Genomic DNA, 15217 nt, shown 5'->3' with positions numbered 1-15217 from the left:
AAAAACCATTGAGTTGACTATGAAAATTATTTTTCGCGCTAATGACATCCTCGAAGCCCATATTGTCTCCGGTATGCTTAACAGTCAGGGCGTTGATACCTATGTTGGTGGACATTACCTGCAGGGCGCGGTGGGGGATTTAGCGGCGATGGGTTTTGCCAATGTCTTTGTGGACGATGAGCATGCTGAGTTGGCCGAGCAACTGTTACAGGATTATCAGCAAGCGGAGTTTATCGATTTTCCGCTTGCTGATGAGGAAGGCTTGGCGCCGGCAGGATAAATTGTCGCAGCCTAAGCCATTTGTCTGCAACGACCTCTAATCACTTATTAACACTCAATAATATTAACGGCTAAGCCACCGCGTGACGTTTCTTTATATTTGGTTTGCATATCTTTACCGGTATCCCACATGGTTTTAATCACTTTATCCAGTGACACCTTATGATCACCGCTGCCACGCAGTGCTAAGCGCGAGGCATTAATGGCCTTGATTGAACCCATGGCATTGCGTTCAATACAGGGCACCTGTACCAAGCCACCGACCGGATCGCAGGTTAAACCCAGGTTATGCTCCATACCGATCTCCGCGGCGTTTTCGACATGCTGCGGGCTACCGCCTAAAATCTCGGTTAAGGCAGCGGCTGCCATCGAGCAGGCCACACCTACTTCACCCTGACAACCGACTTCGGCTCCAGAAATAGAAGCGTTTTTCTTATATAAGATACCAATGGCAGCGCCAGTAAGCAGGTAACGTGCAGCAATCTCTGGTGTTACCGGTTGAATAAATTTATCGTAGTACATCAGTACCGCCGGAATAATACCGGCCGCGCCATTAGTTGGCGCTGTTACTACCCGGCCACCGGCGGCGTTTTCTTCATTTACCGCTAGGGCAAATAAGTTAACCCAGTCCATTACCTGTAGTGGATCAGAACTTTTTTCGGCAATTAGCTTTTTATACAAGGCCGGGGCACGACGTCGTACTTTTAGGCCACCGGGTAAGATACCCTCGGTGCGGATACCGCGCTCAATACAGGCACGCATGGTCAGCCAAATATTATTCAGTTCACTTTCAATTTGGGTACTGCTACGTAATACTTTTTCGTTTTCCAGCATTAAGCCCGATACGGACAAGCCATGCTCTTTACAAAGCGCCAGTAACTCAGCGCCTGATTCAAACGGAAAGGGAGGTGGATTGTCTGCGGCAAACTGGCTGGCGGCTTCTTTTTCTTTAGCAAAATCTTCGGCTTTCACAATAAAACCACCGCCGATAGAGAAATAGACTTCGCTTAGCAGGATATTTTTGTCGGCATCATAAGCAATTAGCTCCATGCCATTGGAGTGTTCTTTTAAGGTTTTACGCCGATGAAACACAATAGCACCTTCGCGGGTAAAGCTAACGGCCTGTTGCTGTGCTAATTGCAAGCGTTGGCTTTCATGCACCTGTTTTAAAATACCTTCTACCGCATCAGGATCGATAGTCTCCGGTAAGTAACCCGATAGCCCTAAAATCACCGCCTTACCGGTACCATGGCCAACACCGGTCTGGCCCAGTGAGCCATAAAGCTCCACTTTAACGCTGGCAACCTGCGGTAATTGTTCGTTTTGCTGCAGCTGTTCGGTAAACTTTTTTGCCGCCCGCATTGGGCCTACGGTATGCGAGCTGGACGGGCCTATGCCGATACTGAACATGTCAAATGCGCTGATAATCATAATAATTTTACTTCTATGTTGTTGTTATATTGCTGTTTTAGTATTTGAGCAGCCAGCTAAGCGCCGCTTAGCTGTGCTATCTCTTATGCAGGGTAAATGGGGCTTATTGTAGCCTAAGCCCCAGTAGACTGTAAGCCGGCAACAAATCCATTTAATCTCTATTAAAACCCTATTGTAAGACTATACCCGTCATCCTTGAAGCTGCAGCGGTGTTGGCTGCGCTCCCGAACTGGTGCGCCAGCCCGGCCTAATCACATAGCATACCTATGTTCATGGTGATTCGCTCACTTGCCGCCTACCTGCAACTTCAATGATTTTGGGTACATTCTGCGGTAGTGTTAACTTAGGTGTACACTCTATCGCCGGGTTGGTAAGTTTATGCTATCTGCTGCACCAGTTGTTGAATAATGGCGGCCGTTGCGCCCCAGATCAGTTTGTCTTGATAAGGCATAAAATGCAGCTGCCGGGGCAAGTCTTGCCAGGGTAGCCATAACTGATGACGGTTAGTGGGCTCGATAAAGTATGACAGGGGCACTTCAAACACGGCAATGACTTCTTGCGGATCGATGCTAATTTTTGCTGAGGCTGGTAACACACCGACCCAGGGACTAATTTGAAAACCGGTCAGCGTATTGTAGGACTGTAGTTGCCCGAGTAATTCGATCTCTGCGGCCTTTACGCCTATTTCTTCTTCCGTTTCGCGCAGTGCCGCCGCGGCCGGGGTTTCATTGGCCTCCAATTTACCGCCGGGGAAACTGATTTGCCCCGGATGATGGTTTAAATGTAAGGCACGCTGGGTAAAGAGCAGGCTAAGTCGGTCACCATAGTCCACAATAGGCACCAACACCGCGCTTTGTCTTGGCTGCATTCCACTTGGCAGCTGCATTACCGTTGCTGGTGTGGCTTGCTGCAGTAAAAAGCGGCTTTTAAACTGGTTGGCCTGCATATCATTCCAGAGTTATTTAGCTATTGTCTGTTGTGTGGCGGATAATATTGGTAAAATTCGTGCCACCTTATCCAGGGTTTCCTGATATTCACTATCGGCGTTAGAATCAGCCACCACACCGCCACCGGCCCAGCAGTATATTTTGCCGTTTTCACAAACCAGGGTGCGAATCGCAATATTGGTATCCATATCACCATTACTACTAATATAACCAATAGCACCGCAATAAACATGACGGCGATGCGGCTCTAGCTGTTCAATAATTTGCATAGCGCTAATTTTCGGTGCACCAGTAATAGAGCCCCCCGGAAAAGCACCGCGCAAGAGATCACAAGCGCTATAGGGCGCAGCTAATTTACCGGTAATGGTACTGACCAAATGATGCACCGCCGGAAAGCTTTCAATAGCAAATAGCGCCGGGACCTTAACTGAGCCGGGTTCGCTGACCTTACCGATATCGTTGCGCAGTAAATCAACAATCATCACGTTTTCGGCGCGATCTTTTTCAGACAATTGCAGTGTTTCTGCTTCGGCCTGATCGGTTAGTGCACAAAAACCACGGGGGCGGGTGCCTTTAATGGGTTTGGTTTCAATAGCACTGCCCTGTAGCTGGATAAAGCGCTCGGGTGAAATACTGATCACAGCTGCTTCTGGCAAGCGGATAAAGGCTGAAAAAGGCGCAGCGTTTTTCTCGCGTAATAAGCGGTAAGCCAGCCATTCGTTGCCCCGATAGCTAGCGTGAAAACGCTGCGCTAAATTAATTTGATAGCAATTACCGCTTTTTAACTCTTCCTGCACCCGAGCAAATTTTTGCTGGTATTCCTGCTGGCTCATATTGGCTTGCCAGTCTGTGGTTAAGCAAAAGGGCGCGGTCGCAGACGGTGCAGGTTTTAAGCGTTGTTGCAGCTTCTGCCAGTTTTGCTCGGCATTGCCGGTATAATCACTAAACCACAGTTGTTTGTGCTGCTGATCAAAGATTAGCGCCCAGCTATAGAGGCCAATCGCCATATCGGGTAGCGTTAGCTCAGCCTGCGCGATGTTGGGTATTTTTTCTAAATAACGGCCCAAGTCATAACCAAAATAACCTAAAGCACCACCACAAAACGGCAACAAACAGGTGCTTGCTGCTGGGAAATAGCGCTTTAGCGCACAGTCTAATACCGTAAAAGGATCCGTTGTGTAATGATGACTGCCGTGCTCATCAGTAAGTAGCGTTTCGCCCTGTTGACTAACCAGCGTTACCAGCGGCTCCGCCACCATAATTTGATAGCGACTGTTAGGGTGGCTGGCATCGGCTGAATCAAGGAACATTGACCAGGGCTGAGCAGCAAACTGCTCAAACAGGTCAAGCAAAGAAAATGCCTGCTCAGGTAGGTTTTTTGCGTCGTAAATCAGATACTGCTGCATGATTGGGACTAGCCGCTGTTTTCGATGCGCGCTATCATACCAGCACCCACACTAATAGTTAAATGTCTCGCCAGCATTGGCGACAGAGGAAGGGCCAGCATGACCGTTATTCGCCAACAAGATTTTATTGATAGCATCGAAGATGCACTGCAGTACATTTCGTACTATCACCCATTGGATTTTATTAAAGCGCTGGAAGTGGCTTACCACAAAGAGCAAAACCAGGCTGCCAAAGATGCCATAGCTCAAATCTTAATTAATTCGCGTATGTCAGCCGAAGGGCACCGGCCTATTTGTCAGGATACCGGTATCGTGACCTGTTTTGTGAAAATTGGTATGGACGTGAAATGGGACAAAACCGATTTAACCGTGCAGCAAATGGTTGACGAAGGGACCCGCCGTGCCTATATGAACCCAGATAATCCGCTGCGTGCCTCTATTGTGGCCGATCCTGCAGGTTTACGGAAAAACACCAAAGATAATACCCCCGCTGTGGTGCATATCGATTTAGTGCCAGGCCATCATGTCGAAGTGATGATTGCCGCTAAGGGCGGTGGCTCGGAAAACAAAACCAAGATGGCGATGTTAAACCCATCAGATTCTATCGTGGATTGGGTATTAGAAACCCTGCCAAAAATGGGCGCGGGCTGGTGTCCACCGGGAATGCTTGGCATAGGTATTGGTGGTACCGCCGAAAAAGCGGCGGTATTGGCCAAAGAATCGCTGATGGATCCGGTGGATATTCAAGAATTGCTGGATAGAGGCGCTGAAAACGCTGAAGAGAAACTGCGCTTAGAGCTGTACGAAAAAGTCAACAAATTGGGCATCGGCGCTCAAGGCTTAGGGGGTTTAACCACGGTAGTGGACGTAAAAATTAAATCGGTACCCACCCATGCAGCCTCCTTGCCGGTGGTGATGATCCCCAACTGTGCCGCGACCCGCCATGTGCATTTTCATTTAGATGGTTCAGGCCCAGCCGACATCACGCCGCCTAAACTGGAAGACTGGCCACAGGTGACCTGGGAGCTGGGTGCTAATGTGCGCCGGGTTAACCTGAATACCGTAACGCCAGAGGACGTGCAAAGCTGGCAAGCCGGCGAAACCGTGCTGTTAAGCGGTAAAATGCTGACCGGCCGGGATGCGGCGCATAAGCGTATTGCTGATATGCTAAATAAAGGCGAAGGCTTACCAGAGGGTGTCGATTTTAAAAATAAATTTATTTACTACGTAGGGCCAGTAGATGCCGTGGGTGATGAAGTCGTAGGCCCGGCAGGCCCAACTACTGCCACCCGGATGGATAAATTTACCGATATGATGCTGTCACAAACCGGCCTAATTGGCATGATTGGTAAATCAGAGCGCGGTGATAAAACCGTAGCCAGCATTAAACAACACAAAGCCGTGTATTTGATGGCCGTAGGCGGTGCCGCTTATTTAGTGTCTAAAGCCATTAAAAAAGCCCGGGTGGTCGCCTTTGCTGATTTAGGGATGGAAGCCATTTACGAGTTTGATGTTGAAGATATGCCGGTCACGGTAGCCGTTGATAGCAATGGCAACAATGTGCACCAGCAAGGGCCGGTGCTGTGGAAAGCCAATATTGCTGAACTGGATGCCAAATTAAGCAAAGCGTAACGATAATAAGAATAGGCCGCAGCATCGACTGCGGCCTTTTGCTAACCGAGGGAACCTGATGAAAAAACTCACCTTACTGGCTGCCAGCTTATTAAGCTGTGGTGCTATGGCCAAGGGACCACTAACGGTCGAACATTTAAACCAGCATAATAAAATTGGCAATGTGGCCTTATCGCCCGATGGTCGTTTTGTGGTGTATAGCCAAACTAATGGTGGCTTTGCCCCAGCCGATACGTCACACGATCTCTATTTAATGACCCTGGGCGATAATCGCACCACCAAACGCTTAACTCAGCACAGTAGCCGCGAAAGCGCCGTGCAGTGGCATCCGGATGGTCGCAGTATTTTCTTTATTGCCAACCGCAGTGGCAGTAATCAAATTTGGCAACTGCGCTTAGATGGCGGTGAAGCGCAGCAGGTTACCCAGTTACCAGTAGCAGTCAATGGCTTTAAATTGGCCGCAGATGGTAAAACCCTGGCCCTGGCATTAACCGTCAAGCCGGGTTGTCAAACCTTGCAGTGTACCTTGGATGCCAAAGCGAAAGACGCTGAGAAAAAAGACAGTGCCCTGGCTTACGATCAGCTAATGGTACGACACTGGGATCACTGGCTGGATCAGTACCGCGAGCATCTGCATGTGGCGGTATTGTCTGATAAACCGCTGACTGATGCGAAAAACCTGATGGCCGATTGGAATACCAATATCGCCGGTATTAACGAAGTGGCCTTTACCCCGGATAACCAGCAACTGGTCTTTAGCGCAAAAATACCGGCTGAAGATCAAGCCTGGCATACCAATTTTGATATTTTTCAGGTACCGGTAACCGGTGGTGAGAAAGTCAATTTAACCGCGGATAACCCGGCCTGGGATGCAAAACCGAAGTTCTCTAACGATGGCCGTTTTATGGCGTATCTGGCGATGAAAAAACCGGGTGCTGAAGCGGATCGTTTTGGCTTGATGCTGTTGGATTTGGTCACCGGCGAGAAAAAAGAGCTGGCAGCAAACTGGGACAGGTCTATTTCTGATTATCAGTTTGGTTTAGATAATCGCACTATCTATGTAACAACGCAGGACCTGGGCCAATATAGCATCTATGCGATTAACACTAGCTTTGGTGATGTGATTAAAGTTTACGGTGATGGCTATGCCGGCAGCTTGCAGGTGGCCAGTGATAAACTGGTATTTACCAATCACCGGCTGAATATGCCAACCGAAATTTTTCAAATCGGGCCAGATGGTTCGCAATTACAACAGCTAACCGATGCCAATGCTGAGTGGCGTGCAGCGGTGCAATTTGGTGACTTTGAGCAATTTAGCTTTAAAGGTGCCGAAGATACCACGGTGTATGGCTATCTGGTAAAACCCTGGAATTTTGACGCTAACAAAAAATACCCCATGGCCTTTTTAGTGCATGGCGGGCCGCAAGGCAGCTTTGGCAATATGTTTAATGAGCGCTGGAATGCGCAAATGTATGCCGCCAAAGGCTATGCGGTAGTGATGGTCGATTTTCATGGTTCTACCGGTTATGGCCAGGCCTTTACCGATTCGATTAGCCGCGATTGGGGCGGTAAGCCCTTAGTTGATTTGCAAAAAGGTTTTGAATATATCCTTGAAGCGCAGCCCTGGATTGATGGTAACCGTGCCTGTGCGCTGGGTGCCTCTTATGGCGGCTATATGATGAACTGGATTGCCGGTAACTGGCCGCAAGGCTTTAAGTGTCTGGTTAATCACGCCGGTTTATATGATATGCCAAGCTTTTACGGCAGCACTGAGGAGCTATGGTTCCCGGAGTTTGATTTAGGTGGCACTGCCTGGGATCCGCAATCGGATTATCAGAAGTTTAACCCTGCGGCACATGCCGATAAATGGCAAACGCCAATGCTGGTTATTCACGGTTTAAAAGACTATCGGGTGCCTTATGCGCAGGGCTTAGGGGCCTTTACTAACTTACAGCGTAAAGGTATTGATTCGCGGCTGGTGATTTTTCCAGATGAAAACCATTGGATCTTAAAGCCGGATAACCGCGTGCGCTGGTACAACGAAGTGTTTCAGTGGTTAGATAAATACACTAAATAATCGCATTTACCAAAACCAGCCCTGCATCGCATACGCATTGTGGGGCTTTTTTTAGCCTTGCCGTTAGGGCAAGTTTGGGCCTGCTTAGTATGTTGCAAAAGGTTGTTCGCCCACACGCAGCTGACGCCGCGGAGCCGCTACACCGTAATGTAAACGCAAGCGCTCGGTAAAACCTTCACGTTCCAGTTGAAACAATATGGCCGCTAGCGGCGTTAGCAAGGCCTGATGACTACGATGTAGCAGATGATAATCTGGTAAGCTCATAATATGGTGCTCGCTTATCTCAAAACTTGCTTTGTCCTGTAATTGATAAGCTGCAAAAACAACGGCATCTACCTTTTCATTTAAAAACAAGTTTTTAGTGCTTTCTATTGTGCCAGAGCTAATGACTTTGCGTGAAGCAGGGAGTTGTTTAAGTAAGTCTTCGACAATAACTGAGCCTCTTACAAAAGCCAGGCTTTGCACATTTTCGAGTGTACATTTGGCACATTGCCGCTGATTAACGTACAGATAAACTTCGGTATCAAATAAGACGTAGGGTACAGTAAGCAAGTTTGGAAACTGCTGTGTTACTCTCAATACCCGTGCAACCTCACCATCTAACACCCCTCTGTTTGACTCTATCAAACTGCGGCCAAAGGGTACGTCGATAAAATCAGCTGGAATGCCAAGCCGGCTATAAGCCTCAGTAATTAACGCTTGGCTATATTGTGCTGCGGGAGAGTTGAGGGCTTGGCGAAATTGTAGTTTTTCCGAGACGACAGTATCAGCTGCAAAGTTGCTAAAAGGTAGGAAACCGAGTAGAAATAAATAAAACCATTTCATTAGCGTTAAAATCCATTTTGCTATGATGTGGGAGGACAGGGCAGCAATAGCATTGATGCCAAAAAACGCTGCCTATAAAACTACTATAACAGTTTAATAGCAAAGCCATCTATCTGCAAATCAACGCTGAAGGTACAGAGCACCCTGTCGTTTACAAAACGTGACGCTGGCGCGCTCCAACATAAGCAGACAAGGTAAGGTTTTCGATGGCTTAGTGGATCTAAATCGAGAAAATTTACATCAGTCTGGTGTTTGGGCGCGCCGAGCCACATCCTAAGCCCTAAGTTTGTTATACCACTGCGCCAGAGCATTAAGCTGCTGCTTAATATTGTCCTGTATTTTTACATCTTTTAAATTGCCGTCATGATCAAACGCACCACTGAAAGCGTTGGCAAATACCTCGGGTTTATTTAACGGATGTAAATCAAGATAAACACAGACCTGGCGCAAATGGTATTGCGCTCTTGAGCTACCCATACCCCCCGCTGAACCCATTATAGCTACGGCCTTGCCCCGCAACAGATGATTATCTGGCTCGCGTGATGCCCAGTCTAGCGCGTTTTTTAAAGCCGGTGCCAATGAATAATTGTATTCAGGGCAGCCGAGGAGTAGTGCGTCTGCTTCGGCAAACTCTTGTAGTAAGGTAACCACGGCAGGTGGCTTTTCGGCTAAGTCCGCATTGTAAAAAGGCACATCCAGTAAATCAGCTAAATGAATTTTCATTCCCTCCGGTGTATTCGCCTGCGCATATCGCAACATGCCTCTGTTTGTTGATTTAGCGCGTAAACTGCCGCTTATTGCCAAAACTTTGATCGTCATTATCTTGCTCCTTTTCTTAATTTTTTTAGAACGCGCCCTAGTTACGCCGGATATAAATTAACATTTTTAGCTACTTATAAAGCGTAGCAGCTAAAGTGAGCTTTGCTGTTATAAAATATAATTGCTTGAATATTGAGGTTGTTTAGGGATAAAACTATGCTGATACGCCTAGCGAACAGGAGTGTTAACAGATGACTGATGTCAGTAAAACGGATGTGGCCTTATTGCAGCCTGACAGGCCCAGTAAAGTGTTTATTGTCGTCATAGCAGTATTACAGGCGCTACTGCTTTACCTGGCGCAAACAGGGAAAGAGCAGCAGTGGGGCTGGTTTGCCAACTTACATGGTCAGGTATATTGGTATGTTTTGGTGCTTGCTGTACCCACGGTGATGTTGTTGTCGGTACAAAGCTGGTTAGCCTGGCGCTTCTGGTTAAATACGGCGCTGGTTTTCCTGCTTTTTACCCATACTGCCAGTTGGGCGCTTTACACTGCTACCGGAATGCCAGGTTTAGAGGCCAATGCGGTCCTGATACCTTTTGCCATTACCCAAGCCGCATTATTGTTTATCTTGCTGCCTTTTTTGCAATGCCATCTGTTATATCAGCGTTGGCAGCTAAGCTATCCATCGCTATTTAGCCTAGCCTGGCAAAACACTCTGACACTGTTGCTGATGCTGGTCTTTGTTGGCTTAAGTTGGCTGGTATTGCATTTAGGTGCCAGCCTCTTTGCCCTGATTAAGTTAACGTTATTGCAGGAGTTATTACGCGAAAAAGCGGTAATTTATCTGCTGACGGGGCTAATGGTTGGTTTGGGGATCTTACTGGGGCGCACTCAGTACCATGCTATCTATGTGCTGCGTAATATTGTCTTCGCCATGTTTAAGGGGCTATTACCGTTACTGGCGTTGATTGCGCTGGGTTTTGTATTAAGTTTGCCCTTTACCGGTTTAGAGCCGTTATGGGCAACCCGTCATGCTGCGGCGATTTTAATCAGTTTACAGTTAATGTTGCTGCTCTTTGTGAATGCGGTAGCGCAAGCGGGCACGCAGGCTGCGCCCTATAACCGGTTACTGCGTTATCTCATTAATGCGGCCTTGTGCTCACTGCCGATTTTTGCGCTGCTGGCTTTATATGCCATCTACTTGCGGCTTAATCAGTATGGTATGACTCAAGATCGCTTATATGCCTTATTGTTAGCGTTAGTATTAGCGGCACACGCAATAGGTTATTGTCTGGCGGCGTTACGTTCGACTCAGGGCTGGTTGCCGTTGTTGGGCAAAGTGAATATCAGTCTGGCTTTTGCCGCTATCTTGTTATTAGTGGCGGTGAATAGCCCTTTATTGGATGTCCAGCGCTTAACAGCGACGAGCCAAATCGCGCGATTACAGGCTTCTGCGGTAGATGCCGCTGAGCACAATTATCGTGCGGAACACGATCTGTATCATTTACGTTTTCAGACCGGCCGACCCGGTTATCAAGCGTTACAACAGCGCCTGGAACAACTGGCACCAGACGATGCCTTGGCTATTGAAATTGCGGCGGCGTTGGCCAAGCCGAGCCGATACCGGCAATATCCTACTGACGAGCAAAAAGCGGCGTTGGCGATAACGGAGTTAGCAAGCTTAAAACAGCAGATTATTCAGGCCGACTGGGTCACTATAGCCGACGACGTCTGGTGGCAAGCCTTACTGACACAACAGTTAGGTATGTTGAACTGCCTGCAAACTGATGCGAGTTGCCTGTTAGTGCAACAAGATTTGAATCAGGATGGGCAAGACGAACTGATTTTATGTGCGCTGGGTGAGTTTTATCACGGTGCGGAATGTCAGGTTTACCGTTTTGAAAACGCCTGGCAAAACGAGGCCAGTTTTTACTTACCCTCTGTGCAGGGCGGACATCAACGGCTAAAACAGCAATTGTTGGCTGCGCCCCTGCAAACTAAGGCAAGAAATTACCCAGACATTCTATTTAACGAGCGCAGTGTGCGGGTAAATCCGATATCTGATTAAGGTTTTTGCTGTTACAATAAAGCATGCGCGAATTAGGCGCGCAAATGAACATTGGTAAGCGAGTGTTAGCTGTGAGTATTACGGCGTAAATGTGAGCTTTGAAAAGGGAATCAGGTTAAAAGCCTGAACTGTACCCGCAACTGTAGAGCGCGCTATGTTTTAAGGCCACTGGCAACGGGAAGGCAAAACATGGGCTATCGTGCTAAGTCAGGAGACCTGCCAGTGTTTAGGTATATTCAGCCCCCGTGCGGGAATACACGGTAGTGGCCAGCAGTCTGCGTAAAACCGGGCGGCCAGGTGCTATCTGTTTGTTTAACTCAGGATACTGCTTTGTCGGCCGCAATCTATACGCTAGAACAACTTTCATTCTCTTATCCTTCAGTGGCAAAGCACCGGGCTAAGTCTATAGCGAAAAACGCGCTTAAGCATCTTAGTTTAGACATTCAAGCCAATGACTTTGTGGGAATAATAGGCCCTAACGGTGCCGGCAAAAGCTCATTATTGCAATTATTAAATGGTAGTGCTCTGCCAACAACGGGCTCGTTATTACTAGCTGGCCGACCAACTTACCGTGCTACTGCTAAACAATTAGCTAAACGTGTCGCAACGGTAGCACAAATGAGTGCACCGCCAATCGGCTTAAGCTGCTTTCAAGTCGCTGCTATGGGCTTATTGCCGCATAAACGCTGGTTTGAGGCGGATACCGATACAGATCGGCAACAAGTGCAATTAGCCCTAACCCAGGTCGGTTTGGCTGATAAACAGCAAGACAGCACGGCAACCCTGTCAGGGGGCGAGTTGCAGCGGCTCTTTATCGCCCGGGCCTTAGTGCAACAAGCCGGTATTTTGTTATTAGACGAACCGACCAATCATCTGGATATACAATACCAGCATCAGGTATTGCAGCTATTACAACGTTTGGGTAAAACCGTGGTCTGTTGTATCCATGATCTGAATTTAGCGGCACGCTATTGTAACAAGTTAATGCTGCTAAATCAGGGAGAGCTGGTTGCTTACGGCGCACCGGCAGAGGTGCTTAAGCCTGACTTACTTGAACAGGTGTTCGGCTTACCCTGTGAAGTACTGCCCCATAGCCGCTTTGGCTGGCTACAGGTGACCTTTTTTTCTGCACAAGATACCCAGCAATCCGCAGGATGCGGAGGGGTATTATGAGCCAGAACCGCCCTGCGACTTCGCTACAACAATGCCATCGCTTGAAACTGCTACTGTTATTGTTACTCCTTGTGCTTAGCCTGGCGCTTAGCCTGCAAATTGGCAGCGTTAGCGTCAGTTTTGCCGAGCTTTGGCAGGTATTAAGCGGTAACGCTACTGAAGAAATGTTAGCCCATACTATTATCTGGCAAATTCGCCTGCCACGCTTAGTCACTGCGCTGCTGGTCGGCGCGGGCTTGGCTGTGGCCGGGGCCGTGCTGCAAAATGTTAGTCGCAATCCGCTGGCCGATCCCTATTTATTTGGCTTAATGGCCGGTGCCGGTTTAGGCGCTACTATGGTTAGCATTGTTTTACCTGAGCAACTGATAAGCCTGGCACTGGCGGCATTTTTGGGCGCGTTACTGGCCGTTGCACTGGTATTTTTGGCCTGTGTTGGTCAGCGCTTACAAAAAATGGAAGTCACCTTACTGGCTGGAGTGGCCGTGTCTTTTATGCTCAGTGCTATTAGCAGTTTTATCCTTTATTTTGCTGAACCCTTTGCCGCGAACCGCGTTATTTTCTGGCTAATGGGTAGCTTAAGTCGTACCGATTGGCATAGCGTAATGCTTATCGCCCCGGCCGTTTCCTTGTTATTGTTGGTGGCACTGGCATTACGCCGACAATTAGATGCATTACTCCTATCGGACGAGAGTGCCCGCAGTTTAGGCGTTAATGTCATGCGCTTACGGCTGGCTATGTTATTGCTCACTGCGCTGGTGACCGCTTGTATTGTGGCACAGTGCGGCGGTATTGCCTTTGTTGGCTTAATGGTACCGCATATGGTGCGCTACTTTATGGGCGTAACGGCGGTGCCTTTGTTGTTAGGATCAGCGCTGTTTGGGGCCATCTTTATGATCTGGGTTGATAATTTGGCGCGTAGTCTGCTGGCTATGCAGGAAATTCCACTAGGGGTGATTACTTCCGTGATAGGGAGTGTCTTCTTTTTACTTATTTTGCGGCGACAGCTGCAACAAGGTTCATAGGGTGTAAACATGCTAACGGAAGAAATAAAACAACAGCGGCATCAGGCGCGGCAACAGCGTTTAAAAGCGCAGGTGGATGCGGCAGTGGCGCGGGCCAGCATTGAGAAAGGGTTATTGCTGGTTATTACCGGTAATGGCAAAGGTAAATCAACCGCAGGCTTCGGCACGGTAGCGCGGGCAGTAGGGCATGGTTTAACGGCGGCAGTGGTGCAGTTTATTAAAGGTAGCTGGGAATGCGGTGAACGAAATTTACTGCAGCAGCACGGGGTAGAGTTTTCCGTAATGGCTACGGGGTTTACCTGGGATACGCAAGATAAGGCTGCCGATATTGCCGCGGCCGAATTAGTCTGGCAAGACGCCGAACGCTTTTTAGCCGATGACTCTCTCGATCTGGTGTTGCTGGACGAGCTGACTTATATGCTCAGTTACCATTATTTGCCGCTGGAGCGGATTGAGCAGGCATTGCTAAACCGGCCAGCAAAACAACATGTGGTGATTACCGGCCGCGCCTGCCACCGGCGTTTATTGGAACTGGCCGATACGGTAAGTGAAATTGCGGCCGTTAAGCATGCTTTTGATAACGGTGTGAAAGCACAACGCGGTTTAGATTGGTAATGCGTATTCGTAAAAGCACACGAGCAGAGTAAGACGATAATGTTGCTGTATTATAAAGAAATGATTTCGAGCCCTGAGCCAGCAAAGCGGCTGGTGCAGTTGCTGGTTAGCATGCTGTTGTTGACGATAGTCTTGCTAAATAACAAGGCGCAGGCAGAGCTTGGCACACCGCAACGGGTAATTAGTCTGGCTCCGCATATAACCGAGCTGGTGTATGCTGTTGGCGCGGGCGATAAGTTGGTGGCAGTAAGTGATTACAGTGATTATCCGGCCGCAGCGCAATTATTACCCAGGGTAAATAGCTTTGCGGCATTAAATATCGAAGCCATTTTGGCGTTAAAGCCCGATTTGGTGCTGGCCTGGCGCAGTGGTAATCCGCCTGCGGATTTGGCTCGCTTGCAGCAATTTGGGGTCAGAGTAGAATATTCGGATCCGCTGCTGATCGACGATATTGCCACAGAGCTTTTGCAAATAGGTCAATGGCTGGGGCAGGCAGAGCAGGGGGCGCTGTTGGCCACAGAAATACAGCAGCGTTTAAGTCTTTTACGGGCCAGCTATCAGCAACAAACACCGGTAAAGGTGTTTTATGCCATGACTACCGACCCGCTAAGTACTGTGGCTAATCAGGCCTGGCCTGCTCAGTTGCTGCAAGCCTGCGGTGCTGACAATATTTTTGCGGATGCCAAAAATGACTATCCTCAGCCGCAATTGGAACAATTATTACTGCGTCAGCCAGAGGTGATAGTGCGGGCCAGTAAAGACGGCTCAACTAAACAAGAGCAGTTTTGGCAGCGTTATCCCAGTTTACCGGCAGTGCGTAAGCAGGCTTTTATTACGCTAGAGCCGGACTGGGTGTACCGGGCAACACCACGGATGATTGATGCAATGCAGCAGTTATGTGAAGCGTTGCAGCAGTATCGTGAGCCGATGTAATCGATTAACTGTTGCCGCCCCTTAGCAGCAGGGGCGGTATGCTTAACCT

General features: G+C 48.5%; 13 protein-coding genes and 1 riboswitch. Of the genes, 8 read left to right on the top strand and 5 right to left on the bottom strand.

Annotated elements, in window-relative coordinates:
- Window positions 1-19: 19 nt before the first annotated feature.
- Window positions 20-280, top strand: coding sequence for a putative signal transducing protein (locus IE163_RS11860; RefSeq protein ID WP_189433184.1), 261 nt, complete (start codon window positions 20-22; stop codon window positions 278-280).
- A 47-nt stretch (window positions 281-327) separates the two neighbouring features.
- On the opposite strand, the gene IE163_RS11855 is transcribed toward IE163_RS11860, so the two are convergent.
- From IE163_RS11855 to pabB, 3 genes are all read right to left on the bottom strand, one after another.
- Window positions 328-1707 (bottom strand): L-serine ammonia-lyase, encoded by a 1380-nt coding sequence (locus tag IE163_RS11855; protein WP_189433260.1) that lies wholly within the window; start codon window positions 1705-1707, stop codon window positions 328-330.
- 379 nt (window positions 1708-2086) lie between these two features.
- Window positions 2087-2656 carry a CoA pyrophosphatase gene (locus tag IE163_RS11850; protein ID WP_189433183.1) on the bottom strand — a complete coding sequence of 190 codons (570 nt, stop codon included), beginning with the start codon at window positions 2654-2656 and terminating at the stop codon, window positions 2087-2089.
- Between the two features lie 12 nt (window positions 2657-2668).
- Window positions 2669-4063, bottom strand: coding sequence for an aminodeoxychorismate synthase component I (gene pabB, locus IE163_RS11845; protein ID WP_189433182.1), 1395 nt, complete (start codon window positions 4061-4063; stop codon window positions 2669-2671).
- Between the two features lie 99 nt (window positions 4064-4162).
- On the opposite strand from pabB, the gene IE163_RS11840 reads away from it, so the two are divergent.
- Together IE163_RS11840 and IE163_RS11835 are read left to right on the top strand one after the other, a co-directional pair.
- Entirely contained in the window at window positions 4163-5695 is a 1533-nt protein-coding gene (locus IE163_RS11840) for a fumarate hydratase (protein ID WP_189433181.1), read from the top strand.
- A gap of 58 nt (window positions 5696-5753) precedes the next feature.
- A complete protein-coding gene (locus IE163_RS11835; RefSeq protein WP_189433180.1) occupies window positions 5754-7772 on the top strand; it encodes a S9 family peptidase in 2019 nt (672 codons plus the stop codon).
- A gap of 84 nt (window positions 7773-7856) precedes the next feature.
- Here the strand turns inward: IE163_RS11835 and IE163_RS11830 are convergent, their stop codons facing one another.
- Entirely contained in the window at window positions 7857-8597 is a 741-nt protein-coding gene (locus IE163_RS11830) for a transporter substrate-binding domain-containing protein (protein WP_189433179.1), read from the bottom strand.
- A gap of 273 nt (window positions 8598-8870) precedes the next feature.
- Window positions 8871-9416 (bottom strand): NADPH-dependent FMN reductase, encoded by a 546-nt coding sequence (locus tag IE163_RS11825; RefSeq protein ID WP_189433178.1) that lies wholly within the window; start codon window positions 9414-9416, stop codon window positions 8871-8873.
- Between the two features lie 191 nt (window positions 9417-9607).
- Here IE163_RS11825 and IE163_RS11820 point away from each other — a divergent pair, with 191 nt between their 5' ends.
- The 5 genes from IE163_RS11820 to IE163_RS11800 all read left to right on the top strand — a co-directional run bounded on the left by IE163_RS11820 (window position 9608) and on the right by IE163_RS11800 (window position 15168).
- Window positions 9608-11425 (top strand): DUF4153 domain-containing protein, encoded by a 1818-nt coding sequence (locus IE163_RS11820; protein WP_189433177.1) that lies wholly within the window; start codon window positions 9608-9610, stop codon window positions 11423-11425.
- 45 nt (window positions 11426-11470) lie between these two features.
- Window positions 11471-11654, top strand: a riboswitch (cobalamin riboswitch).
- Window positions 11655-11755: 101 nt separating this feature from the next.
- Window positions 11756-12598 carry an ABC transporter ATP-binding protein gene (locus IE163_RS11815; protein WP_189433176.1) on the top strand — a complete coding sequence of 281 codons (843 nt, stop codon included), beginning with the start codon at window positions 11756-11758 and terminating at the stop codon, window positions 12596-12598.
- Window positions 12595-13620 carry a FecCD family ABC transporter permease gene (locus IE163_RS11810; protein WP_189433175.1) on the top strand — a complete coding sequence of 342 codons (1026 nt, stop codon included), beginning with the start codon at window positions 12595-12597 and terminating at the stop codon, window positions 13618-13620. Before IE163_RS11815 ends, IE163_RS11810 begins: the two co-directional genes overlap by 4 nt.
- Window positions 13621-13629: 9 nt before the next feature.
- The gene (cobO, locus tag IE163_RS11805; protein ID WP_189433174.1) at window positions 13630-14235 is read left to right on the top strand and encodes a cob(I)yrinic acid a,c-diamide adenosyltransferase; all 606 of its coding nucleotides are present in this window, start codon (window positions 13630-13632) and stop codon (window positions 14233-14235) included.
- 39 nt (window positions 14236-14274) lie between these two features.
- Window positions 14275-15168, top strand: a complete 894-nt coding sequence (locus IE163_RS11800; protein ID WP_229833546.1) for a cobalamin-binding protein — start codon at window positions 14275-14277, stop codon at window positions 15166-15168.
- The last annotated feature ends 49 nt before the right edge of the window (window positions 15169-15217 follow it).

The organism is Alishewanella longhuensis, assembly GCF_014653435.1.
Taxonomy (GTDB): domain Bacteria; phylum Pseudomonadota; class Gammaproteobacteria; order Enterobacterales; family Alteromonadaceae; genus Alishewanella; species Alishewanella longhuensis.
The sequence above is the reverse complement of the archived record's forward strand: the minus strand, read 5'-3'. Positions and strand labels throughout refer to the sequence as shown.

Excerpts from the sequence above, each read along its gene's own strand:
- IE163_RS11825 (WP_189433178.1), bottom strand. The coding sequence starts at position 9,416 with ATGACGATCAAAGTTTTGGCAATAAGCGGCAGTTTACGCGCTAAATCA.
- IE163_RS11820 (WP_189433177.1), top strand. The coding sequence starts at position 9,608 with ATGACTGATGTCAGTAAAACGGATGTGGCCTTATTGCAGCCTGACAGG.
- pabB (WP_189433182.1), bottom strand. The coding sequence starts at position 4,063 with ATGCAGCAGTATCTGATTTACGACGCAAAAAACCTACCTGAGCAGGCA.
- cobO (WP_189433174.1), top strand. The coding sequence starts at position 13,630 with ATGCTAACGGAAGAAATAAAACAACAGCGGCATCAGGCGCGGCAACAG.
- IE163_RS11840 (WP_189433181.1), top strand. The coding sequence starts at position 4,163 with ATGACCGTTATTCGCCAACAAGATTTTATTGATAGCATCGAAGATGCA.
- IE163_RS11810 (WP_189433175.1), top strand. The coding sequence starts at position 12,595 with ATGAGCCAGAACCGCCCTGCGACTTCGCTACAACAATGCCATCGCTTG.
- IE163_RS11835 (WP_189433180.1), top strand. The coding sequence starts at position 5,754 with ATGAAAAAACTCACCTTACTGGCTGCCAGCTTATTAAGCTGTGGTGCT.
- IE163_RS11850 (WP_189433183.1), bottom strand. The coding sequence starts at position 2,656 with ATGCAGGCCAACCAGTTTAAAAGCCGCTTTTTACTGCAGCAAGCCACA.
- IE163_RS11860 (WP_189433184.1), top strand. The coding sequence starts at position 20 with ATGAAAATTATTTTTCGCGCTAATGACATCCTCGAAGCCCATATTGTC.
- IE163_RS11830 (WP_189433179.1), bottom strand. The coding sequence starts at position 8,597 with ATGAAATGGTTTTATTTATTTCTACTCGGTTTCCTACCTTTTAGCAAC.
- IE163_RS11800 (WP_229833546.1), top strand. The coding sequence starts at position 14,275 with ATGTTGCTGTATTATAAAGAAATGATTTCGAGCCCTGAGCCAGCAAAG.